22 protein-coding genes, 1 tRNA gene, 1 rRNA gene and 1 pseudogene are annotated in these 21668 nt (G+C 70.8%); 20 read left to right on the top strand and 5 right to left on the bottom strand.

Going from position 1 to position 21668, the window contains the following annotated elements:
* Positions 1-28: 28 nt before the first annotated feature.
* The gene (locus tag IG54_RS0110480; RefSeq protein ID WP_030780452.1) at positions 29-1015 is read left to right on the top strand and encodes a BsuBI/PstI family type II restriction endonuclease; all 987 of its coding nucleotides are present in this window, start codon (positions 29-31) and stop codon (positions 1013-1015) included.
* A 47-nt stretch (positions 1016-1062) separates the two neighbouring features.
* On the opposite strand, the gene rrf is transcribed toward IG54_RS0110480, so the two are convergent.
* A 5S ribosomal RNA gene (gene rrf / locus IG54_RS0110475) occupies positions 1063-1179 on the bottom strand.
* A gap of 254 nt (positions 1180-1433) precedes the next feature.
* On the opposite strand from rrf, the gene IG54_RS0110470 reads away from it, so the two are divergent.
* The 5 genes from IG54_RS0110470 (at position 1434) to IG54_RS0110450 (ending at position 6661) form a co-directional block, all read left to right on the top strand.
* Positions 1434-2645: a PP2C family protein-serine/threonine phosphatase gene (locus IG54_RS0110470; protein ID WP_030780449.1), complete on the top strand. Its 1212-nt coding sequence runs from the start codon at positions 1434-1436 to the stop codon at positions 2643-2645.
* Positions 2646-2893: 248 nt separating this feature from the next.
* The gene (locus IG54_RS0110465) at positions 2894-3406 is read left to right on the top strand and encodes a DUF1360 domain-containing protein (protein WP_030780446.1); all 513 of its coding nucleotides are present in this window, start codon (positions 2894-2896) and stop codon (positions 3404-3406) included.
* A gap of 192 nt (positions 3407-3598) precedes the next feature.
* A complete protein-coding gene (locus IG54_RS0110460) occupies positions 3599-5077 on the top strand; it encodes an FG-GAP-like repeat-containing protein (protein WP_051819412.1) in 1479 nt (492 codons plus the stop codon).
* A gap of 116 nt (positions 5078-5193) precedes the next feature.
* Positions 5194-5898: a hypothetical protein gene (locus IG54_RS0110455; RefSeq protein ID WP_030780439.1), complete on the top strand. Its 705-nt coding sequence runs from the start codon at positions 5194-5196 to the stop codon at positions 5896-5898.
* Between the two features lie 34 nt (positions 5899-5932).
* Positions 5933-6661, top strand: coding sequence for an ankyrin repeat domain-containing protein (locus IG54_RS0110450; RefSeq protein WP_030780436.1), 729 nt, complete (start codon positions 5933-5935; stop codon positions 6659-6661).
* 212 nt (positions 6662-6873) lie between these two features.
* Here IG54_RS0110450 and IG54_RS37845 read toward each other — a convergent pair.
* Together IG54_RS37845 and IG54_RS0110440 are read right to left on the bottom strand one after the other, a co-directional pair.
* Positions 6874-7543 (bottom strand): annotated as a pseudogene (locus IG54_RS37845) (GNAT family N-acetyltransferase).
* Positions 7544-7678: 135 nt separating this feature from the next.
* Complete coding sequence (locus IG54_RS0110440; RefSeq protein ID WP_030780433.1) at positions 7679-9280, bottom strand: ABC-F family ATP-binding cassette domain-containing protein; 1602 nt, start codon at positions 9278-9280, stop codon at positions 7679-7681.
* Positions 9281-9502: 222 nt separating this feature from the next.
* Between IG54_RS0110440 and IG54_RS0110435 the strand changes: the two genes are divergently transcribed.
* The 3 genes from IG54_RS0110435 (at position 9503) to IG54_RS0110425 (ending at position 11410) form a co-directional block, all read left to right on the top strand.
* The gene (locus tag IG54_RS0110435; RefSeq protein ID WP_420712237.1) at positions 9503-10141 is read left to right on the top strand and encodes an HhH-GPD-type base excision DNA repair protein; all 639 of its coding nucleotides are present in this window, start codon (positions 9503-9505) and stop codon (positions 10139-10141) included.
* 201 nt (positions 10142-10342) lie between these two features.
* A complete protein-coding gene (locus IG54_RS0110430) occupies positions 10343-10639 on the top strand; it encodes a type II toxin-antitoxin system VapB family antitoxin (RefSeq protein WP_003999914.1) in 297 nt (98 codons plus the stop codon).
* 96 nt (positions 10640-10735) lie between these two features.
* Complete coding sequence (locus IG54_RS0110425) at positions 10736-11410, top strand: LytR C-terminal domain-containing protein (RefSeq protein ID WP_030780418.1); 675 nt, start codon at positions 10736-10738, stop codon at positions 11408-11410.
* 47 nt (positions 11411-11457) lie between these two features.
* Here IG54_RS0110425 and upp read toward each other — a convergent pair whose 3' ends face one another.
* Positions 11458-12093, bottom strand: coding sequence for a uracil phosphoribosyltransferase (gene upp / locus IG54_RS0110420; RefSeq protein ID WP_030780415.1), 636 nt, complete (start codon positions 12091-12093; stop codon positions 11458-11460).
* An 86-nt stretch (positions 12094-12179) separates the two neighbouring features.
* Here upp and IG54_RS42490 point away from each other — a divergent pair, with 86 nt between their 5' ends.
* The 9 genes from IG54_RS42490 (at position 12180) to IG54_RS42880 (ending at position 17793) form a co-directional block, all read left to right on the top strand.
* A complete protein-coding gene (locus tag IG54_RS42490; protein WP_030780412.1) occupies positions 12180-12362 on the top strand; it encodes a hypothetical protein in 183 nt (60 codons plus the stop codon).
* A 203-nt stretch (positions 12363-12565) separates the two neighbouring features.
* Positions 12566-13120, top strand: a complete 555-nt coding sequence (locus IG54_RS0110410; RefSeq protein WP_030780409.1) for a hypothetical protein — start codon at positions 12566-12568, stop codon at positions 13118-13120.
* Between the two features lie 79 nt (positions 13121-13199).
* Positions 13200-13631 (top strand): tRNA adenosine(34) deaminase TadA, encoded by a 432-nt coding sequence (gene tadA, locus IG54_RS0110405; RefSeq protein ID WP_030780406.1) that lies wholly within the window; start codon positions 13200-13202, stop codon positions 13629-13631.
* A gap of 59 nt (positions 13632-13690) precedes the next feature.
* A tRNA-Ser gene (locus IG54_RS0110400) sits at positions 13691-13778 on the top strand.
* Between the two features lie 387 nt (positions 13779-14165).
* The gene (locus IG54_RS0110395) at positions 14166-14345 is read left to right on the top strand and encodes a hypothetical protein (RefSeq protein WP_030780404.1); all 180 of its coding nucleotides are present in this window, start codon (positions 14166-14168) and stop codon (positions 14343-14345) included.
* A gap of 55 nt (positions 14346-14400) precedes the next feature.
* Positions 14401-14694 carry a Dabb family protein gene (locus IG54_RS0110390; RefSeq protein WP_030780402.1) on the top strand — a complete coding sequence of 98 codons (294 nt, stop codon included), beginning with the start codon at positions 14401-14403 and terminating at the stop codon, positions 14692-14694.
* Between the two features lie 233 nt (positions 14695-14927).
* Positions 14928-15836 carry an RNA polymerase sigma factor SigF gene (locus IG54_RS0110385; RefSeq protein ID WP_030780400.1) on the top strand — a complete coding sequence of 303 codons (909 nt, stop codon included), beginning with the start codon at positions 14928-14930 and terminating at the stop codon, positions 15834-15836.
* 244 nt (positions 15837-16080) lie between these two features.
* The gene (locus IG54_RS0110380; RefSeq protein WP_030780399.1) at positions 16081-16989 is read left to right on the top strand and encodes an RNA polymerase sigma factor SigF; all 909 of its coding nucleotides are present in this window, start codon (positions 16081-16083) and stop codon (positions 16987-16989) included.
* Between the two features lie 561 nt (positions 16990-17550).
* Positions 17551-17793: a hypothetical protein gene (locus tag IG54_RS42880; protein ID WP_030780397.1), complete on the top strand. Its 243-nt coding sequence runs from the start codon at positions 17551-17553 to the stop codon at positions 17791-17793.
* A 333-nt stretch (positions 17794-18126) separates the two neighbouring features.
* Here IG54_RS42880 and IG54_RS0110370 read toward each other — a convergent pair whose 3' ends face one another.
* A complete protein-coding gene (locus IG54_RS0110370; RefSeq protein ID WP_030780393.1) occupies positions 18127-18327 on the bottom strand; it encodes a hypothetical protein in 201 nt (66 codons plus the stop codon).
* A gap of 175 nt (positions 18328-18502) precedes the next feature.
* Between IG54_RS0110370 and IG54_RS0110365 the strand changes: the two genes are divergently transcribed.
* Both IG54_RS0110365 and IG54_RS0110360 read left to right on the top strand, forming a co-directional pair.
* Positions 18503-18994 carry a MarR family winged helix-turn-helix transcriptional regulator gene (locus tag IG54_RS0110365; protein WP_030780390.1) on the top strand — a complete coding sequence of 164 codons (492 nt, stop codon included), beginning with the start codon at positions 18503-18505 and terminating at the stop codon, positions 18992-18994.
* Positions 18995-19007: 13 nt separating this feature from the next.
* On the top strand, positions 19008-21566 hold the full coding sequence (locus IG54_RS0110360) for an MFS transporter (RefSeq protein ID WP_030780387.1): 2559 nt from the start codon (positions 19008-19010) through the stop codon (positions 21564-21566).
* Positions 21567-21668 lie beyond the last annotated feature (102 nt).

The raw sequence follows: 21668 nt of genomic DNA, 5'->3' as shown, positions 1-21668 counted from the left end.
ACCGGCATTGCCTGGGGAGGGCCAGCGAGTGACAAAAGAAAACCAAGAGAAAAAGCTTGAGGAAGCAAAGGAAATCCTTGCTGCCATAGGGATGCCCCTCAAGCAGCAGAACACCCGAACTGCTCTGGTCCTGCTCTCGATGTTCGACCTCCGCCCGACACAGGACTGGTCGGAGGTCAGGGTAAATACCCTCGGCATCACCGAATGCATGGACTGGATGGCCGAGCACTACCCGGACATTCCCAAGGGGACCAAGGATCCGAGCCGGTACGCGCCGAACAGCCGAGAGTCCGTCCGCAAGGAATCCGTGCATCAGCTCGTCTCCGCAGGCGTCCTTTTCAAGAATTCCGACGCCCCGGGCAGGGCCACGAATGACAAGAACAACTGCTACCATCCGAGCCCTCTGGCCGTTAAGGCACTCGCCTCTTTCGGGACGCCTGCATGGGACAGTGCACTGGAAGAGTTCCATGAGGAGTGGGGGAAACTACGCGAGAAGTGGGCTGCCGAACGGGAGACCCATCGCGTCCCTGTCGTACTTCCCGATGGGACCATCACGTCACTAAGTTCCGGCGATCATAGTGACCTCATCAGGGATATCGTCGAGTCGTTCGCACCACAATTCACCCCAGGCGGCACTGTCGTATACCTGGGAGACACCGGATCCAAATGGATCGTGGAGAAGCCGGAGTACCTGGCGGAACTGGGCGTCGTAGTGGACCCCCACGGCAAGATGCCGGACGTGGTGATCCACTACACGGAGAAGGACTGGCTGGTGCTGGTGGAGGCGGTCACCTCGACCGGGCCGGTCAATGCCCTGCGGGTTGCCCAGCTCAAGGAACTCTTCGCCGGTGCTCGCCCGGGGCTTGTCTTCGTCACGGCATTCCAGACGAAGAAGAAGTTCCGTCAGTTCGCGGCCGACATCGCCTGGGAGACGGAAGTCTGGGTCGCAGAAGACAGCACGCACATGGTGCACTTCAACGGCGAGCGCTTCTTGGGGCCGTACGACCAGGATTAATGAAACACCGAGGGCCGCCCCGCAAAGCGGAGCGGCCCTCAAAAAGATATCGGCGACGACCTACTCTCCCACGAGGTCCCCCTCGCAGTACCATCGGCGCTGGCAGGCTTAGCTTCCGGGTTCGGAATGTTACCGGGCGTTTCCCCACCGCTATGGTCACCGAAAAACATTGCGCAACCTCAAGGGTTAGGCGCTTTCGTGCGATGAGTATACAGGCGAGTGGAACCCGTGACTGGCCAGCTTGGTGTACATCGGGAACCGCGCCGACGTCACCGGGTACACAGCCGACGGCGGAGCCGTCCGCCAGGCCGTAGCTCCCTATCCACCGCAGGTCAGAACGTAGCCGCCCCCGCCGGTTCCCGGTGGGGGCCTTCGTCGTTCTGTGGTTCTGTGGCCGTTGTACTGAGGGAGGCCGTCCATGGCGCGGGAGCGGATCAAGTTGGCCGAGGTGCTCGCCGGGGCGGAGGACGCTCAGCCGGGGGCCTCGCTCGACGTGGTGGCGCGCAATCTCCGCGACCGTTTCGGTGCGCAGTACGTGTCGTTCCTGTTCGTCGACATCGTCGGCCGGCAGATGGTGCGGGTCAGCGAAGAGGGCGGGGCGCCGCGCAACGGCCGCGCCGAGCAGATTCCGCTGGCCGGCAGTGACTACGACGAGGTCCTGCGCAGCCAGAGGGTGGCGCACGCCCCCGCCGGTCCGCGCGGGCATCACGTGATCGCGCCGGTCACCAACCGGGGCGACACCATCGGCGTCCTGGAGCTGTTCCTCCCCCACGTCACGCCGGACGTCCTGGAGCAGGTGGAGGAGACCGCGCACGCCCTGGCGTACATCGTGGTCACCGACCGCCGCTTCACCGACCTCTACTTCTGGGGTCAGCGCACCGTCCCGGTGAGTCTGGCCGCCGAGATCCAGCGTCAGCTCCTGCCCTCGGCCCCCTCCTGCGAGGCCGCCGAGTTCACCCTCGCCGCGGCGCTTCTGCCCGCCAATCACATCGCCGGTGACACCTACGACTACGCCCTTGACCACGACACCCTGCACCTGTCGATCACCGACGCCATGGGCCACGACGTGGACGCGGCCCTTATGGCCACCCTCCTGGTCAACGCCTCCCGCGGCGCCCGCCGCGCCGGGTACGACCTGGCCGAACAGGCCCGCCGGACCCATCAGGCCCTTCTCGACCACGGCCGCCGCACTCTGGCCACCGGCCAGCTCCTTCGCATCTCCCTCGACGGCAGCGGCGCCCAGCTCGTCAACGCCGGGCACCCCCACCCCCTGCGCCTGCGCGCGGGGGCCGTCGACGAGGTGGACCTGACCGCCAACCTGCCCTTCGGCGTGCCCGCCCCCGCCCCTCACCACGTCTCTCACCGCGTCGACGAACTCGACCTGCGCCCCGGTGACCGGCTCGTCCTGTTCACCGACGGCATGCAGGAACGTCAGGCCCAGTACGTCGATCTGCCCGCCCTGATCCGCGAGAGCGCCGACGAGCACCCCCGGGAGGTCGTACGGATCATGACGGCGGCGGTCGCCGACGCCTGTGAGGGCCGCCTCGCCGACGACGCCACCATCATCTGCCTGGACTGGCACGGCCCCCGCCCCGACGGCCGCCACTCCCGGGCCGGCGCCGACACCTAGGCGTAGGCCGTGTCCGCGGCAGCCCCCGCGTCGCGCGCCCCGGTCGGCGATCTCGCGCGACTCGCCACAGGCACGTCATGCCGTTTCACCCCCCGCCACATGGTTACTTGGGAGACCTGCATGCCCAGTCGGGATCCCAGCCGTCGCGTTCCTCGGGTTCGGTGGCGCGGACAGGGCGGGGACCGGCCATCGACATCGTCCGGCGGAGGCCGCTTGTGAACGAAGGCGCGGAAGAGAAGGACAGCCGGATGCACCGGGTCGGAAGGGCGTTCCAGCGAGTCGGCAGCGCCTACGCGCCGCGGGAGGAGCGTCGGCTCGGCGGACACCTCGGTGCCGTCGTCGCGTTCGGCGGGTACACGGCCGCCTGGGCCGCCGTACTTGCCCGGCGGAAGGCGAAGCTGCCGGACCGTTACGAACCCTGGGACATCGTGCTGACCGCGGCGGCCGTCTTCCGGCTGAGCCGGCTGCTCAGCAAGGGGTCCGTCACGAGTCCGCTGCGGGCGCCGTTCACCCGGTACGAATCGGCGACGGGCCCCGCCGAGGTGAGTGAGAGCCCTCGCGGAGGGGACTTCAGGTCGAGCGTGGGCGAGCTGGTGACCTGCCCGTTCTGTCTGAGCGTATGGCTGACGACCACCTTCACCGGCGCCCGCCTGCTGTGGCCGAGCGCCACCCGGGCCGTGACGGGCGGGATCACCACCCTGGCGATCGCCGACACCTTGCAGCTGAGTTACGACTGCTTGTTGCAGAAGAACGGCGAGTGAGCCAGGCGGGCTCTCAGTTCCCGTTCTTCCCGTACAACCCTGCCGCCCCACCGAAGGTCTCCTCTGCGCCGACGCGGCACGTCATGGGCCCGACTCCTCCGGAGTGAGGGCAGGGTGGTGATGGCGCGCGGTGTCCCTTTCGACACGGGGGCCCGAATGTGGGCTCTCCGTATGCCGCCGCAGGAGATCCGTATGCCGCCGCAGGAAAACCGCATGCCCAAAAAGTTCCGTCTGGCCCTCGCCGGTGTGGCCACCGCCGCCCTGACCGGGTCGCTGCTCGCCGTCGCGTCGGCACCGGCCGGAGCGGAACCCGGGGCGGGAGTCGACCAGGTGCGTGCCGACTTCAACGGGGACGGTTACGGCGATCTCGCGATATCCGCCCCGCTGGGCAAGGTCGCGGGCAAGAGCAACGCCGGTTACGTCGCTGTCGTCTACGGCACCGCGAGCGGGCTCGACACCTCCGAGCGGACCCTGATCAGCCAGGCCACCCCCGGCATCCCCGGCACCCCCGAGACCGGGGACTACTTCGGTGACCGGGTCACCACCGGGGACCTGGACGACGACGGTTTCACGGACCTGGTCGTCGGCGTGCACAGTGAGCGCATCGGGAGCGGCGACGAGTTCGGCGCGCTGACCGTGGTCTGGGGCGGCGCCGATGGCCTCACCACGGGCACGGACATCGCATCGCCCCTGCCCGCGACCCGCTACGAGCTGGGCTGGTCCGTGGCCGCTGGCGACTTCGACGGGGACGGCAAGACCGACCTCGCGGCCGCCAACAACGCCTCGCCCGGACTGAACATCTTCAAGGGGCCCATCTCCCGGGCCGGCAAGGCCGCCGCGCTCACCGGAGTCGACACCTCCGAGGCGACCGGCATCAACACCGACAAGATCATCGCGGGCGACGTCGACGGTGACGCGGCCACCGACCTGCTGATCATGGGCCAGGAAGAGCGCAGCGGCGGCGGCTACCGCACCCGCAGCGTGCTCTACAGGGGCGGTACGACCCTGAAGCCCGCGGGCAAGGTCGCGGGCGGCTATGACGCGACGATCGCCGACGTGGACAAGGACGGCTACGGCGACATCGTCACCGGCAACTTCATGGAGAAGTCGGCGGACGAGCCCAACGGCGGCCCCGGTGGCGCGGTCACCGTGACGTACGGCGGCGCGACCGGTCTGAGCACCCGTACTCCTGTGCGCGTCACCCAGGACACGGCGGGCGTCCCCGGTGCCGCGGAGAAGGGCGACGCCTTCGGGTGGAGCCTGTCGTCGGGGGACACCAACGGCGACGGCTACGCGGACATCGCGGTCGGCGCGGCCTCCGAGAGCCTGGGCGCCGCGAAGAAGGCCGGTTCCGTGATCGTGCTGCGCGGCTCGGCGAGCGGCCTCACCGGCGCGGGCGCGAAGGCGTTCTCGCAGGACACCTCGGGCGTCCCCGGCACCGCGGAGACCTCGGACTTCTTCGGCGGCGAGGTCCGGCTGGCGGACGGCGACGGCAACGGCCGCGCCGAGCTGGTCGCCGGGGCGTACGGCGAGAACGACGGTGCCGGTGCCGTCTGGCTCTTCCGGTCCACGTCCTCCGGTGTGACCGCGACCGGCTCGAAGTCGGTCAGCGGCCCGGGGCTCGGCGGCCCGGCGGGTACGTCGTACTTCGGTGACGTGCTCCAGGGCTAGCGGTACGCCTGGGCCTGAGCATGGACGTAGGCCTGCACCTAGGCCTACGCCTGCTGACAGCCGGAGGTATCCTCCGCAGTCGCCCGTCCGGGCGGCCGAGGAGGAGAGAGGCATTGATGGCGCGGATATCCCGCCTTGTCGCCACGTGGGGGCGGGACAGGCTGCTCCATGAGTGGCGGGGCGTCGTCTCCGTACCGTGGCGCACGCTACGCGCGCGTGGGCCCCTGGGAGTCTCCCTCGCCCTCTTCGCCGCCGTCGCGGTGACCGGCCTGCACGCGTTCCAGCAGACGGCCCTCGGGGCCGACGTGCTGCGGGTGGTCAGCGAGGTGCGGGCCGATCAGCCGGTCTGGCTGACTCTGCTGCGTACGCCCGTATCGGTGTTCGTGCCCGCGGTGGATCTGCCCGTGTGGGGCGGGCTGCCGCGGCTGGTCCTGGCCTTCGCGCTGGCCGAACTCCTCTTCGGCCGCGTGCGCACCCTCGTGGTGGCGTACGCCGTCACGCTCGCCGGGACCTTCGGGGCGCGCGTGATGATCGCGCTCGGTCCCGACCGCCTCGGGCTCCCCGGCAGCGCCGCGCACGCCGTGGACACCGGGACCTCCGCCGCCATCGTGGGGCTCTTCGCCTACGCGGCGGTCACCCTGCGGGCGCCGGTGCTCTTCGCCGCCGCGGTGGTCCCCACGGTGGCCGGTTCGTTCGCCGAGCCCGATCTCGCCGGCCGTGAGCATCTGATCGCCGTGGCCGTCGCCGTGGTCCTCGGCGCCGCGACGTACCGGAGGCAGGTCCTCCGCAGTCCGTGCCCGGCCGTTGTCAATGGGCGCTGACAGAATCGGCGGCAGTCGATCAGGGAGGTCGGGCATGGCAGTTCTCGACGCGCGGGATCCGCTGGCCGTGGCGGTGACCGGGGCGATCAGGACCGGGGACGTCCGGGCGCTCCAGGAGCTGCTCGACGCTCATCCGGGGCTCGCCTCCTCGGGGGTCAGACAGGACGGCGAGGCGGCGGGGACGCGCAGTCTGCTGCACATCGCCACGGACTGGCCGGGGCACTTCCCCTCGGGCCCCGAGGTCATCCGCGTCCTGGTCGCGGCGGGCGCCGACCCCGACGCCCGCTTCGTCGGCGCCCACGCGGAGACGCCCCTGCACTGGGCGGCGAGCAGTGACGACGTGGCGGCGCTGGACGCCCTCGTCGCCGCCGGCGCGGACATCGAGGCGGACGGCGCGGTCATCGCGCACGGCACACCGCTGGCCGACGCGCGCGGCTTCGGCCAGTGGCGGGCGGCGCGGCGGCTGCTGGAGCACGGGGCGCGGACGACGTTGTGGGACGAGGCGGCGCTCGGGCTGCTCGATCGCGTCCGGGCCCGCGTGGCGGCGGGCCCGCCGGGCACCGACGACCTCGACGCCGCCTTCTGGAGCGCCTGCCACGGCGGGCAGTTGGCCACCGCGCGGTATCTCCTGGAGCGGGGCGCCGCGCTCGACCGGGTCGGGTACGACGAGATGACGCCGCTGGACATCGCGGTCGCGGCGGACGCCGAGGAGGTCGCCTCGTGGCTGCGGGAGCGGGGCGCCAGGGCGGGAGCGGAGCTGTGACGGGGGTCGACCTCGCGCCCGCCTTCCTAGAGGCGTTGCGTGCCGATGACGCTCTGCGCCGCTGGACGAAGGTGCCGGTAGGCGATCCGGACCAGGCCGCGCGCCGGACCGCTGGGTGGGCCTTTCGTCTCTCGTACGGGCTATCTGCTGCCCGTGGTGTCGGTCGCACTCGTACGCGCGATCCACGCGGCGCTACGGTCCAGCTCGCCGCTTCAACCGGCGCTACGGGGGTTGTCGGAGGTGCCGCGGGGAGCGGTGGAAGCGTGCGGGGTGGCTTCCGTCGTCGCGTCACCAGGTGACGTCCCGCTCGCCGAGGGCCCCGCGTAACAGCGCAGGGCCACCCGCTGCCCAGGGCTCCACTCCTGCTCGACGACGGCTAGGAGTCGCCAGCCCATACGTTCGTAGAGCGCGGCGGCCGAGGCGTCGGAGGGGGTGTCGGGAGAGCTCGGAGGAGACCATGTCCAGGACCGGGTGCAGGCCGCGCGCCCGCGACTCCCGCACGGCCCGCCCCATCAGCAGCGCCCCGATGCCGTGGCCCCGCGCGTCCGGCGCTACGAACAGGCGGCTGACCACGGCCGCCCCCTCGACGCCCACGCCCGCGCGCTCACTCCACAGGCGGGGCGCCACGTCTTCCGCCCCGCTCCGGGCCAGCGCCACGTGCCCGACGATCCGCCCGTCCAGCTCCGCCACCCAGGCGCCGAGCGCGGCGGATCCGGCGAGCCAGTCGGCAGGCAGGGCAGGCCAGTTGACGGGGTATCCGTCGGCCTTGTGGACCTGGACGAGCACACCGACGCACGCCTCCAGATCCCGCTCACCGGCACGCTCCCGCACGCGCAGCACGGGATGCCCCTCGGCCGCGTCGGCGACCCGGTCTCGTCTCATCGCAGCATGGAAGCACAGCGGGGCTTACGGGGAGGGGCGAACAGACGAGTCGAACAGGCGAGCCGAGCAGGCGGAGTCCCGCGCCCCCGAAAATCCCGCCCGCGCCCAGCCCCGCGCCCCCGAAAGCCCCGCCCCTCAGGCCAGCCCCACCAACCCCCGATAATCGGCGCTCCACAAGTCCTCGGCCCCGTCGGGGAGCAGCAGGACGCGGTCCGGCCGGAGCGCGTCGATCGCGCCCTCGTCGTGCGTGACCATCACGATGGCCCCGGGATACGTGCCGACCGCCGCGAGCACCTCGTCCCGGGACGCCGGGTCGAGGTTGTTGGTGGGCTCGTCGAGCAGCAGGACGTTCGCGCCCGAGTGCACGAGCCCGGCCAGCGCCAGCCGCGTCTTCTCGCCGCCCGAGAGGACCGCGGCGGGTTTGTCCGCGTCGTCCCCGCCGAACAGGAACGACCCCAGGACGCGCCGCACCTCGCCGTCGGTCAGGTGCGGGGCCGCGCCCGCGAGGTTCTCGCGGACGGTCTTCGCGGCCTCCAGGGTGTCGTGCTCCTGCGCGAAGTAGCCGAGCCGCAGCCCGGGCCCCGCCACGACGCACCCCGCATCGGGCTGCTCACGCCCGGCGAGCAGGCGCAGCAGTGTCGTCTTCCCCGCGCCGTTGAGCCCGAGGACGACCAGGCGGCTGCCCCGGTCGACGGCCAGGTCGACGCCCGTGAGGACGGGCTGGGACCCGTACGCCTTGCTGAGGCTGATCGCGCCGAGCGGCATCCGGCCGCACGGCGCGGGCTCGGGCAGCCTGATCCGCGCGACCTTCTCGCCCTGCCGCACCGGCTCCGTCCCGGCGAGCATGCGCTCGGCACGCCGGTCCATGTTCTTCGCGGCGGTGGCGGTGGAGACGTGCGAGCGCATCTTGTCGGCCTGGGCGCGCAGCGAGGCGGCCTTGCGCTCGGCGTTGGCGCGTTCGCGGGTACGCCGTCGCTCGTCCGCCGCGCGCTGGGCGAGGTAGGTGTGCCAGCCGGTGTTGTGTACGTCGATGGCCGCGCGCCGCGGGTCGAGGTGGAAGACGCGGTTCACGGTGTCGGCGAGGAGCCCGGTGTCGTGGCTGATGAGTACGAGACCGCCGGGATACGACGACAGGTACCCGCGCAGCCAGCCGACCGAGTCGGCGTCGAGGTGGTTGGTCGGCTCGTCGAGCAGCAGCGTGTCGTGCTGCGAGAACAGGATCCGGGCCAGCTCGACGCGGCGCCGCTGGCCGCCCGACAGTTCGCCGACGGGCCGGTGCAGGGCCCGCTCGGGCAGCCCGAGCCCGGCGGCGACACGGGCGGCCTCCGCCTCGGCGGCGTAACCGCCGCGCGCTTGGAAACGGTCGTCCGCGCGCGCGTAGGCGGCCATGGCCCGCTCCTGCGCGGCCGGACTCGTGGCGCCCGCCATGGCGGCCTCGGCGGCGCGCAGCGCGGTGACGGCCTCGTCCAGGCCGCGGGCGGAGAGGATGCGGTCGGTGACGGTGAGGGCGGGGTCGGCGGCGCCGGGGTCCTGGGCGAGGTGGCCGACGGAGCCGGACCGGGTGACGGTGCCGGCGGCGGGGGCCGCGGCGCCCGCCAGGATCTTCATCAGGGTGGTCTTGCCGGCGCCGTTGCGGCCGACCAGGCCGATGCGGTCGCCGGGGGCGATGTGGAAGTCGACGCCGGACAGCAGGAGCCGGGCGCCGACGCGTACGTCGATGCCTCGTACGGTGATCATGGGGTAACGCTCCGCAATAGCGAATGGACACACGGGTGACGTGAGAGCGGGTGTCCTGGCTAGGAGATGCGGGGCGTAGACATGCGGGCGAGGTTACCGGCGCGGCCCCGCCCGACGCACGGCCTTTTCCTCGCACCCGGCGCCGCCGAGTTGCCCGCCGCCCCTCCAGCTCCTGGGGCGGCTGCGGCTGCGGCACCCCCGAGGACGCGAGACCATCGGCCCATGAACGACATGGACGACCACGTCACCCTCCACCTCGCCCAGCACCCCGAGGCCGACGAACTGCTGGGGCGCAGTCCGCTGGCCGCGCTGGTCGGGATGCTGCTCGACCAGCAGGTGCCGATGGAGTGGGCGTTCGCCGGTCCGTACACGATCGCCCAGCGGCTGAACGCGGCCGACCTCGACGCGCACGAGATCGCGGCGTACGACCCCGAGGACTTCGCCACGCTCCTCTCGACCAAGCCGGCGGTCCACCGCTACCCCGGCTCGATGGCCAAGCGCATCCAGCAGCTCTGCCAGTACCTGGTGGACCACTACGAGGGTGACGCCACCGCCCTCTGGCAGGACGCCGACACCGGCGAGGAACTCCTCCAGCGCCTCAACGACCTGCCCGGGTTCGGCAAACAGAAGGCCCAGATCTTCCTGGCCCTCCTCGGCAAACAACTCGGCGTACGCCCCAGGGGCTGGCAGGAGGCCGCGGGCGACTACGGGGCGCCCGAGGCGTACCGCTCCGTCGCGGACATCACGGGCCCGGACTCCCTCCACAAGGTCCGCGCCCACAAACAGGAACTCAAGGCCAAGGCCAAGGCGGCCGAGCCAGGCAAGACAGCCAAGGCAGCCAAGGACCCGAAGCCCGAATAGGGCCCGCCGACACCCCGGAACCCACTCGTTCGGGCGTTTCCCGCCCCCCGGCGTGGACGGCATCGACCGACTCACGCTCGCCTCGGCCCCTGCTCCCAGCGCGCGCGTTTCCGGTTTGCCCCGTTTTCCGGTGGCATTTCCCAGGGGCGTACTCCGTCGCCATGGCTGCGCCCGGAGAGTCTTGACCGGTAGGCTTTCCGTGTGATCTTCAAGCGCATCGGAAACGGCCGGCCGTACCCCGACCACGGCCGGGAAAGCACCCGGCAGTGGGCGGACGTCGCGCCGCGCCCGGTCCGCCTCGATCAGCTCGTGACGACCAAGGGGCAGCTCGACCTCGAGACCCTGCTCGCCGAGGACTCGACGTTCTACGGCGACCTCTTCGCGCACGTCGTGAAGTGGCAGGGCGACCTCTACCTGGAAGACGGGCTGCACCGCGCGGTCCGCGCCGCGCTCCAGCAGCGCCAGGTGCTCCACGCGCGCGTACTCGAACTGGACTGACGGCGGCGGGCCCCCGTTGGCCCTTTCGGGTTGGACTGGGCCCCGGTCAATGATCATTTAGTAGGCATCGCCGCCACGCCGCACTACGCTGCGCCCATGAGCATGCTCACTCCCCCCGGCATGGGCGGCGAATACCGCATCACGGGGGACAAATATCCGCGCATGCGCCGCACCGGCGGCCGCCGCAGGCTCGTGCTCGCGATCATCGCGTCCGCCGCGGCCGTGGGTCTGATCGGGTGGGGCACGTTGCAGCTCATCCACGTCTTCTCGGGCGGTGACAAGGCGTCGGCCACGGGCCCGGTCACTCCGGACTGCGCCGACGAGCCGGACAAGCCCGCGGCGGAGGACAAGACGAAGGCCGGCACCAAGGCCGCGGCCAAACCGCTGCCCAAGCCCGGCCAGATCACCGTCAACGTCTTCAACGCCACGCCCCGTGGCGGCCTCGCCAAGAAAACCGCCGACGAGCTGAAGAAGCGCGGCTTCGCCATCGGCGAGGTGGGCAACGCGACGAAGCAGTTCGACAAGAAGGTCAAGGGCACCGGGATACTGCTCGGCGCCAAGGCGGCCGCCGGCACCGCGCTTCCCGTACTCGGCACGCAGCTCGTGGGCGCCGAGCACAGGACCGACACCCGCGAGGGCGGCGAGGTCGACCTGATCCTCGGCACGCGGTTCAAGGACCTGGCCAAAAAAGAGGACGCCGACAAGGCCCTGGCGGAACTCACCAAGCCCGAGCCGGCGCCCAAGCCGTCCAGCGGCGCGAAGAACTGCTGACCGCTACCACTACCGATCCGGCGGAAGCCGGAAACGGGCAGGCTTCGCTACTCCGCCGCCCCGTACATCCGGTCCCCCGCGTCGCCGAGCCCGGGCACGATGTAGCCCTGCTCGTTGAGCCGCTCGTCGACCGAGGCCGTCACGACCGTCACCGGCGTGCCCGCCAGCTCGCGCTCCATGACCTCGACGCCCTCGGGGGCGGCGAGCAGCACCACGGCGGTCACATCGTCGGCGCCGCGCTTGATCAGCTCCCGGATCGCCGCGACGAGCGTGCCGCCCGTGGCGAGCATCGGGTCCAGGACGTACACCTGGCGCCCGGAGAGGTCCTCGGGCATGCGCGTCGCGTACGTGGAGGCCTCCAGGGTCTCCTCGTTGCGGATCATGCCGAGGAAGCCGACCTCGGCGGTCGGGAGCAGCCGCACCATGCCGTCGAGCATGCCGAGGCCCGCCCGCAGGATCGGCACGACCAGCGGACGCGGGTACGAGAGCTTGACGCCCGTCGTCCTCGTCACCGGGGTTTCGATGTCGACCTGCTCGGTGCGCACGTCCCGGGTGGCCTCGTACGCGAGCAGGGTGACCAGCTCGTCGGCGAGGCGCCGGAAGGTCGGGGAGTCGGTGCGCTTGTCGCGCAGCGTGGTGAGTTTGTGCGCCACCAGCGGGTGGTCGACGACGTGGATCCGCATGACGTCAACAGTAACCGGGCCCGGACCCTGTACGGCGCTGGCATCAACACCGCCGACCGGGGGAAGGTGGGGACGTACGAACCGAGGTGGTGTGGCTCATGGCGGAACGCAAGCCGGACGACGAGACCGATGCCGAGCGCCGCAGGCGGCGTGCCCAGTTCCTGCGGGAGCGTGCCGAGGCCATCGAGCTCCGCGACCGCGTGAAGCCGCGCCGCGCCCGGGCGGCACGGATGCGTCAGCAGATGCGTATGCGTACGTTCCGCTGGTGACCGCCCCGGCGTGCGGCGGGCCCCACGGGGGCACCGGATGAACGCGACGCGGACACAGCGGCCCGAAGACCTCTCCTGACGGCGCGGTTTCTGCCACGATTCCGAATGGGCGGGGCTCGACACAGCACTCCCCGCTCCCCGACCTCGCCGGGGGGACCCCAAACCGCCAACCGGCACTGCCTATGACCAGTGGGAGAGTCACGGTGTACTTCGCCGCACTGCTCGCGCGCACCGAAGACGGGTGGGAAGCGAGCGACACGGAGCTCGACGATGTGGAGACCCTGGCGGATCTGGCCGATCTGGCCCGTGAAGCCACGGCCGACTACGACGACGACACAGTGCTCGTCTTCATCGAACAGGAAGAAGCGTGGTTCGGCGTCGTCCGTGTGGACGGCGAGGAGGACCCGCGTATCTACGTCTCGGACGCGGCCGCGGCCGCCCGCAGCTCGTACGGGGAGATCCTGCTCACCGACGAGATGCTCGGCCGCGACCCGGGGGCCGACGACACGGTCGCCGACCTCGACGCACTCGACCTCGACGGTACGGAGGACGGAGAACCGGAGGATTCCGCCGACGACGGGGACGAGGGGCCCGTCGAATCCGGTGACGCGGTGCCCGCGGGCCCGCTCGGCGACACGGAACTCCTCGCCGACCTCGGTGTACCGCGCAAGGACCTGCTCGGCCTGGAGGCCGGGGACGCCCTGAACTCGATCGCCGACATCCTCGGCGCGGCGGAGGTGCTGGAGGCCGTCCGCTAGCTTCCGGGGGGTGGACTAGGTTCCGGGTGTGGACCACCTCACCGAACACGACCCCGTACGCGACCGCTGGCGGGCGCCCATGCGGCTGGCTCTGGCCGAGGCCGAGCTGGCCGGCAGGGGCGGTGACGTACCCGTCGGCGCCGTCGTGCTGTCCCCGGACGGCACGACGGTGCTCGGCGCGGGGCACAACGAACGCGAACTGACCGGCGACCCCACCGCGCACGCGGAGGTGCTCGCCCTGCGCAGGGCCGCCGCCGAACTGGGGCAGTGGCGACTGACCGGCTGCACGCTCGTCGTGACGCTGGAGCCCTGCACGATGTGCGCGGGCGCGCTCGTCCAGTCCCGCGTCGACCGGGTCGTCTACGGCGCGCGGGACGACAAGGCCGGAGCCGCGGGCTCACTCTGGGACGTCGTACGCGACCGGAGGCTCAACCACCGCCCCGAGGTCGTCCAGGGGGTCCTCGCGGAGGAGTGCGCCACCCCGCTGACGGACTTCTTCCGGAACCGGTGATACAGAGACCTGCCCAACGGATTTCAGAACACGGGCCACCTTGGGCTAGAGTTCCTCTCGGTAGCGTGTCCGAGCGGCCGAAGGAGCTCGCCTCGAAAGCGAGTGAAGGGTAACCCCCTTCCGTGGGTTCAAATCCCACCGCTACCGCTTCTCAGCACGAAGGGCCCGTCCATTGGACGGGCCCTTCGTCGTGCAGCCAGAGGCCTGGGGAAGAGGCTGAGGGAAGAGGACGGGGGAAGCGGCATCGGGGGGACAAGCCGCTTCCCCCGATGGGGGCCGGCCCTCAAGTCCGCGCCGTCGTCGGGGGGAAGCGCACGGCGCGGACCCCGCAGTGGGGTCGGTCCCTCGCCCGTGGATTCCTGCCAGATCCGCCGGGCTCACTCTCCATCCTGCGCCCCGCGCGGGCCGGGCAGGGCAGGCAAAGGGCCTCTGCCGTCGGGCCGTTGGTCCCTAAAAGCCCGGTGAATACGGGCCGGGTTAGACTCACCGCGGTCACAGGGGTCACACGGGGCGCGGGTAAGGGGAGGCCAGATCGTGGCGGTGCAGTGGAAGAAGATCGGCCTCTTCGTGGTGGTCGTCTTCGTGCTCTACGTGATCATCACCGACCCCGCCAAGGCCGCCGACTACGTGCAGATAGGGTTCGAAGGCATTTCGAGCGCCGCTCAGAGCATCGGTGACTTCATGACCTGGGTCGCCAACGGAGGCAAGGACTGAGCGGCCGCCCAGGCCGCCGGCGCCGCCCGGCCCCAGCCCTCTCCAAGGAGTGCCCGTGATCCGCCATCTGGTCCTCTTCAAGCTCAACGACGGTGTGCGGCGCGACGAGCCGCGCGTGGTCGAGGGCGTCAAGGCCTTCCGCGCCCTCGGCGAGCAGATCCCGGAGCTGACGTTCTGGGAGTGCGACTGGAACATCACCGACCGCCCCATCGCCTACGACTTCGCCATCAACTCGGCGGTCGAGGACACCGATGCGCTGAAGCGGTACATCGAGCACCCGGCCCACCAGGCGGGCGTCGCGCTGTGGCGGGAGTTCGCCACGTGGGTGATCGCCGACTACGAGTTCTGAACCACCGGGCGGACCCTGTACCCGAGGCTTCCCGAACGGCCCCGCACCACGATGGTGCGGGGCCGTTCGGCATCCCCGGCCCCAACTTCGCCCTCAACACGTAGTTATCGGGTGCTTGCACACAGTGCACATGTCTTGTGATGCTATGACCGCTTTTGACGGATGAGTTGACCGAGGTCGATCGACGAAGTGGCCAAGGTCGATCGAGCTTGACTGGGCTTGACTGAGAAGGGGTGGCGTTGACCGTGCCGGCCAGTACTGCGCCTGAGGCTCCACCCGCGAAGACGGCTCCGCCCACCACGTCCGCCGCGACCGCCACGCCCGCCGCGACCAGTCCCCCCGCCAAGGCCGCCCCGAGCACCGGAAGCACCGGAAGCACCCGTGGAGCCGACACCCGGGCCCTCACCCAGGTCCTCTTCGGCCAGCTCAAGGAGCTGGAGCCGGGCAGCCCCGAGCACGGCCGGGTGCGCGGCGCCCTCATCGAGGCCAACCTGCCGCTCGTGCGGTACGCGGCGGCCCGCTTCCGCAGCCGCAACGAGCCGATGGAGGACGTCGTCCAGGTCGGCACCATCGGGCTCATCAACGCCATCGACCGGTTCGACCCGGACCGCGGGGTGCAGTTCCCCACCTTCGCGATGCCGACGGTCGTCGGCGAGATCAAGCGGTACTTCCGCGACAACGTACGTACGGTCCACGTGCCGCGGCGGCTGCACGAGCTGTGGGTCCAGGTGACCGGGGCGACCGAGGACCTCACCACCGCCTTCGGGCGCTCCCCGACGACCGCGGAGATCGCCGAGCGGCTGCGCATCACCGAGGAGGAGGTGCTCGCCTGCATCGAGGCGGGGCGGTCGTACCACGCGACCTCACTGGAGGCCGCCCAGGAGGGCGACGGGCTGCCCGGCCTGCTCGACCGGCTCGGCTACGAGGACCCCGCGCTCGACGGCGTCGAGCACCGCGATCTCGTACGCCACCTCCTCGTCCAACTGCCCGAGCGGGAGCAGCGGATCCTGCTGCTCCGCTACTACAGCAATCTGACGCAATCACAGATCAGCGCCGAATTGGGCGTTTCCCAGATGCATGTGTCGAGACTGCTGGCCAGGAGCTTCGCACGACTTCGATCCGCAAATCGGATCGAGGCGTAACCGTATCGAGTGGAGTGCCGTCGGGGCTGTTCCCGACGGCACTGCTTGCTGAAAAGCCCCAGACCCCCTCTTTCCTGCACGGATGTCACCCTTGTTTGTCGACAAGTAACTACAGCGTGTTGCCGACATGTGACATTCTGCTGGAACCGCGTTTGCCGTAGCCCCACCTCCGGTATTCAGGTGGAGGCTGCGTTCCTCCGACGGGAGCGTCCGCCGCGACCGTCCGCGACCTCAAGGGGGTGGCATGTCCGCAGACCAGGGCAGCTCGAAGGTGCTCACGCTCACGCTCACGAAGAGCCCGAGCGAATCCGCACCCGCCGACGCGCTTCCGAGCGCACCCGACGCTCTCCAGAGCGCACCCGAAGCTCTCCAGAGCGCAACGGCCCCGGAAGCCATCGACACCCGGACCCTGTCCCGCTCCCTGTTCCTGCGGCTCGCCACGCTCGACCAGGACAGCCCGGAGCGTGTCTACGTACGCGACACGCTCATCGAGCTGAACCTCCCGCTCGTGCGGTACGCGGCGGCCCGCTTCCGCAGCCGCAACGAACCGATGGAGGACATCGTCCAGGTCGGCACGATCGGCCTGATCAAGGCGATCGACCGTTTCGACTGCGAACGGGGCGTGGAATTCCCGACGTTCGCGATGCCGACGGTCGTCGGTGAGATCAAGCGCTTCTTCCGCGACACCAGTTGGTCGGTGCGCGTCCCGCGCCGCCTCCAGGAGCTGCGGCTCGCCCTGACGAAGACGAGCGACGAGCTGGCCCAGCGGCTCGACCGCTCGCCGACCGTGCCCGAACTGGCCCTGGCGCTCGGGGTGTCGGAGGAGGACGTCGTCGACGGCCTCGCGGTGGGCAACGCCTACACCGCCTCCTCACTCGACTCCCCCGCCCCCGAGGACGACGGCGGCGAGGGCTCCCTCGCGGACCGCCTCGGGTACGAGGACACGGCCCTGGAGGGCGTCGAGTACCGCGAGTCGCTCAAGCCGCTGCTCGCCAAGCTGCCGCCGCGCGAGCGCCGCATCATCATGCTGCGCTTCTTCGCCAACATGACGCAGTCGCAGATCGGCGAGGAGGTCGGCATCTCGCAGATGCACGTTTCGCGGCTGCTCACGCGGACGCTGGCGCAGCTGCGCGACGGCCTCATCTCGGACTGACGCGGTCCCTCAACCCGCCGTGTCGTGACCGGAGTTGCTGACGGGGTTCCTAAGTGACGGGCCGTCAGCCACACTGACCCGATGCGACGTGGTGTTCGGAACGTGCTGCTCGGTGCGTCCGTGGCCGTGACGTGCCTCGGTGGGTTCCTCGCGGAGTGCGGGGGCGAGAGCGACGGCGGCTATGCGGCGTCCGGAGTGCCGGATTCCTCGCCGGACCGGGCTGCGGGCCCGACGGGTGGCGTCAGGCTGATCCCGCTCGACGGAAGTGGCGGCAAGGGTGACTCGGAGGGGAAGTCACCTGCCGACAGCGGCAGTTCAGCTCCTTCTGCCGGGGGCGGCCGTCCGGACGGGGCCCCTGGGGCTTCTGCCACTCCCGAAGCTTCCCGATCCCCTGAGACCGCCGAAGCTCCTCGAACTCCTGAAGCCCCGGAGACTTCTGAAGGCCCTGAGGCCGGCCCCTCTGGCGAACCGTCCCCGTCGGAGCCGGGCCCGGCAGGCCCCGCCGAGCTGCGCGTCGGCGACCCGGAGCGCGCGCCCGCGGACAGGCGCTGGTGCGAGAAAGTGACGGTCACCTTCCGCAACACCGGGGGCTCCCCGGTCCGTTCGGGGACGGTCACCTTCGGTACGCACATCATCGGCGCGCTGGGTATCGACTGGGGCACGGTCGAGTCGACCGTGCCATTGCCGGTGCCGGTCGCCTCCGGCGGGGAGAGGCGGAGGACCTGGCTGGTGTGCGTGGACGCGTGGCGCGTGCCGCTGGGCATGCGGGTGGAGACGCGTGACGTCTCCACGAAGTGGACCTAGCGCCTGCCCTCCGGGGGCCGGTTCTTTGTGTGCGGGCGCGTCGTGCCCGCTCGCGCAGTTCCCCGCGCCCCTATCGGGGCGCTCCTCATGACGGGCGTGGCGGGATGCGCCCCGTCAGGGGCGCGGGGAACTGCGCGCCCAGCCACAGCGAGCCCGCAGGCAGAAGACGCCCCACCCCCGCCAAAGCGCCGCCACCGCGACCGCGAGGACCGCCGACCCGCGGGTCGGAACAAGCGTGACGGGACGCGCCCCGTCAGGGGCGCGAGGAACTGCGCGACCGGCCACAGCGGACCCGCAGACAACAGAAGCCCTACCCCCGCCAAAGCGCCGCCGCTACTTAAGCGCGAGCCACGCCACCGCCGCCACCACCGCGACCGCGAGGACCACGCCGAGGATCAGGCCGACCCGCGGGCCGGAGGAAGAAGCCGCCGCCTGCTGGCGGCCCCGCGGCGCCTCGTCGACGAAGGCGCGGAACATCTGCGTGCTGCCGGCGGGATCGGGGTTGCCCTGGGATCCCTGGGGGTTGTGTGCCATGGGTCAGGACCCTAGCGAATGCACTGCTCCCGGCCCAACCCCTGCCCGCCTGGGACTTTACGACCGTACCCCCAGACCTTTGCCGACTCTTTAGGGCGTTGGTCCGATTTTAGTTTGCCTGCGGCAACCAACTGCTTCTATCGTTGCCCTAAGCAACAAATACCCAGGAGGTGCCGTGGCCGCGCAGCGTCAGTACGAGGAGCTGGCCCGACAGCTCAGCGCCATCGGTGCCGTCAAGCGGGGCCTCGGGCGGGGTCTGCCCCACGACTGCCCCGGCGGGTCCGCCGCCGTCCTCGTGCTGCTGGAGCGCCACGGCGCCGTGCGGATGAGCCGGCTCGCGGAGCTGCTCGCCGTCGACATGTCGGTCACCAGCCGCCACGTCGCGCACGTCGCGGAGCGGCAGTGGATCGTCCGCGACCCCGACCCCGCCGACAAGCGCTCCCGCATCCTGCGGCTCACGCCCGAGGGCAAGGCCAAGGTCGACGAGCTGTCCGAGCTGTCCATCCGGACGCTCACCCACTACTTGCACGACTGGACCGACGACGAGGTCGTCCAGCTCAGCACGCTGCTCGCGCGTCTGCGCGACAGCTTCGGGGACTGCCGCGCGGCTTCGGCCCGGCTGCCCGACGCACAGACCACCCCAGAGACCACCCGTACACCCGCGTAAGAAAAGGAAACCCATGGCAACAACCACACCAGCCGGTGTGCGGGGCAGCCATGCCAAGCACGGAGCCCACCACGGTCACACCGACGCGAACGCTCCGATGACGCACCGGCAGATCATGGAAGCGCTGTCCGGGCTGCTGCTCGGCATGTTCGTGGCGATCCTGTCGTCCACGATCGTCTCCAACGCCCTGCCCGAAATCATCGGCGACCTCGGCGGCGGCCAGTCCGCCTACACCTGGGTCGTCACCGCCTCGCTCCTCGCGATGACGGCGACCACCCCGCTGTGGGGCAAGCTGTCGGACCTCTTCAGCAAGAAGGCCCTGGTCCAGATAGCCCTGATCATCTACGTCGGCGGGTCGATCGTCGCCGGTCTCTCGCAGAGCGCGGGCATGCTGATCGCCTGCCGCGTCGTGCAGGGCATCGGCGTCGGCGGTCTCTCCGCCCTGGCGCAGATCGTCATGGCCGCGATGATCTCCCCGCGTGAGCGCGGGCGTTACTCCGGTTACCTCGGCGCGACCTTCGCCGTCGCCACCGTGGGCGGGCCGCTGCTCGGCGGCGTCATCACCGACACCTCGTGGCTCGGCTGGCGCTGGTGCTTCTACGTCGGCGTACCCTTCGCGATCATCGCGCTGATCGTCCTCCAGAAGACCCTGAAGCTCCCCGTCGTCAAGCGCGACGTGAAGGTCGACTGGGCCGGTGCCTTCTTCATCAGCGCCGCCGTCTGCCTGCTGCTCGTCTGGGTCACCTTCGCCGGTGACAAGTACGACTGGATGTCGTGGCAGACCGGCGCCATGGTCGGCGGTTCGATCGTCCTCGGGCTGCTCTTCGTCCTCGTCGAGTCCAAGGCCAGCGAGCCGATCATTCCGCTGCGGCTCTTCCGCAACCGCACCATCACGCTCGCCTCGCTCGCCTCGCTCTTCGTGGGCGTCGCGATGTTCGTGGGCACGGTCTTCTTCAGCCAGTACTTCCAGCTGGCGCGGGGGGAGTCCCCGACGATGTCCGGCGTCATGACGATCCCGATGATCGGTGGTCTGTTCATCTCGTCCACCGTCTCGGGCCAGGTCATCACCAAGACGGGCAAGTGGAAGGCCTGGCTGGTCAGCGGTGGTCTGCTGGTGACGGCGGGCCTCGGTCTGCTCGGCACCATCCGGTACGACACCGAGTACTGGCACATCGCGATCTACATGGCCCTGATGGGTCTCGGCATCGGCATGATGATGCAGAACCTGGTGCTCTGCACGCAGAACCAGGTCGAGCCGCAGGACCTCGGTGCCGCCTCCTCCGTCGTCACCTTCTTCCGCTCGCTGGGCGGTGCGATGGGTGTCTCGGCGCTCGGCGCCGTCATGGCCACGCGCATCACCGACTATGTGAAGGACGGCATCACCGACCTCGGCCCGAAGGCCGCCGCGCAGTTCGGCCACGGCGGCACCGGTGGCGGTGGCATCCCCGACCTGGACAAGATCCCCGAGCCGTTCCGCACGGTGATGGAGAGCGCGTACGGGCACGGCATCGCCGATGTCTTCCTGATCGCCGCGCCGATGGCACTGATCGCCTTCCTGATCACGCTGTTCATCAAGGAGGTCCCGCTGCGGACGTCGGGCGCGCTCGCCCAGGCCGCGTCGGGCCCCGCGGACTCCACGGCCTCCGCTAGCTCCCCGAGCGGCGCCGCACCGGCTGCCGCGGCCGTCGCCGACGAGCCCGTGCTCGCCTCCGTCGCCGCGCGCACCGAGACCGGGCCCGAGGGCACGCAGCGGCTCACCGCCGTGGCGTCCGCCGCCGAGGCATCGGCCGGGGGGCTTCCGCCGGTCACCAACGGCATCGCGGTGCACGGTTACGTCCGCGGCGCCGAGAGCGCGCCCGTGCCGCAGGCCGCGGTCACGCTGATCTCCCTCGGCGGACGTCAGCTGGGCCGCGCGGTCGCCCAGGGCGACGGGGCCTACGCCCTCGACGCCCCCGGCGCCGGTTCGTACGTGCTCATCGCCTCCGCCGACGGGTTCCAGCCGCAGGCGTCGACCGTCGTCGTCGGCGAGGACGCCCTCGCGTACGACATCCTGCTCAGCGGCACCAGCGGGCTGAGCGGGCTCGTGCGGGACGCGGACAGCAAGCTGCCGGTCTCCGGGGCCATGGTCATCGTGACCGATGTGCGCGGTGACGTCCTGGCCACCGGACTCTCCGGCGAGCAGGGCGAGTTCACCTTCGCCGAGCTGGTGCCCGGCAGTGTGACCATCGCGGTGAACGCCGCCGGTCACCGGCCCGTCGCGCTGCCGGTCGAGGTCGGCGGGACCGGGGTAACCCGGGTCGAGGTCGAGCTGAACTCCGGTGCGCGGGTGCTCGGCACGGTGCGCGCGGGCGGCTCGGCGCTGAACGACGCCCGCGTCACGCTGGTGGACGCCGCCGGAAACGTCGTCGCCACTGCGACCACCGGGGCGGACGGGGCGTACGCCTTCACCGACCTCGACAGCGGCGAGTACACGGTCATCGCGAACGGATACCCGCCGGTGGCGACCGGCCTGACGGTGACCGGCAGCGGCATCGACGGCCACGACATCGAACTGGCCCACCCGGGCGAGTGACGACCCCGGCCCGTGGCCGCGCCCCGAGCGGAGGCGCCGCCACGGGCCGGTTGCGGAAAAGGGGACCCGGGCGGCGGTGACGTTCACGGCAAGGGACGGCCG

Origin of the sequence: Streptomyces sp. NRRL S-920, from assembly GCF_000717945.1 — a bacterium.
In the GTDB taxonomy this organism is placed as follows: domain Bacteria; phylum Actinomycetota; class Actinomycetes; order Streptomycetales; family Streptomycetaceae; genus Streptomyces; species Streptomyces alboniger.
The sequence above is the reverse complement of the archived record's forward strand: the minus strand, read 5'-3'. Positions and strand labels throughout refer to the sequence as shown.

What these genes read in the sequence shown, in the direction of transcription:
- IG54_RS0110470 (WP_030780449.1), top strand. Translation starts at nt 1,434, where the DNA reads ATGGCGCGGGAGCGGATCAAGTTGGCCGAGGTGCTCGCCGGGGCGGAG.
- IG54_RS0110465 (WP_030780446.1), top strand. Translation starts at nt 2,894, where the DNA reads ATGCACCGGGTCGGAAGGGCGTTCCAGCGAGTCGGCAGCGCCTACGCG.
- IG54_RS0110460 (WP_051819412.1), top strand. Translation starts at nt 3,599, where the DNA reads ATGCCGCCGCAGGAAAACCGCATGCCCAAAAAGTTCCGTCTGGCCCTC.
- IG54_RS0110455 (WP_030780439.1), top strand. Translation starts at nt 5,194, where the DNA reads ATGGCGCGGATATCCCGCCTTGTCGCCACGTGGGGGCGGGACAGGCTG.
- IG54_RS0110450 (WP_030780436.1), top strand. Translation starts at nt 5,933, where the DNA reads ATGGCAGTTCTCGACGCGCGGGATCCGCTGGCCGTGGCGGTGACCGGG.
- IG54_RS0110440 (WP_030780433.1), bottom strand. Translation starts at nt 9,280, where the DNA reads ATGATCACCGTACGAGGCATCGACGTACGCGTCGGCGCCCGGCTCCTG.
- IG54_RS0110435 (WP_420712237.1), top strand. Translation starts at nt 9,503, where the DNA reads ATGAACGACATGGACGACCACGTCACCCTCCACCTCGCCCAGCACCCC.
- IG54_RS0110425 (WP_030780418.1), top strand. Translation starts at nt 10,736, where the DNA reads ATGAGCATGCTCACTCCCCCCGGCATGGGCGGCGAATACCGCATCACG.
- upp (WP_030780415.1), bottom strand. Translation starts at nt 12,093, where the DNA reads ATGCGGATCCACGTCGTCGACCACCCGCTGGTGGCGCACAAACTCACC.
- tadA (WP_030780406.1), top strand. Translation starts at nt 13,200, where the DNA reads ATGCGGCTGGCTCTGGCCGAGGCCGAGCTGGCCGGCAGGGGCGGTGAC.
- IG54_RS0110380 (WP_030780399.1), top strand. Translation starts at nt 16,081, where the DNA reads ATGTCCGCAGACCAGGGCAGCTCGAAGGTGCTCACGCTCACGCTCACG.
- IG54_RS0110370 (WP_030780393.1), bottom strand. Translation starts at nt 18,327, where the DNA reads ATGGCACACAACCCCCAGGGATCCCAGGGCAACCCCGATCCCGCCGGC.
- IG54_RS0110360 (WP_030780387.1), top strand. Translation starts at nt 19,008, where the DNA reads ATGGCAACAACCACACCAGCCGGTGTGCGGGGCAGCCATGCCAAGCAC.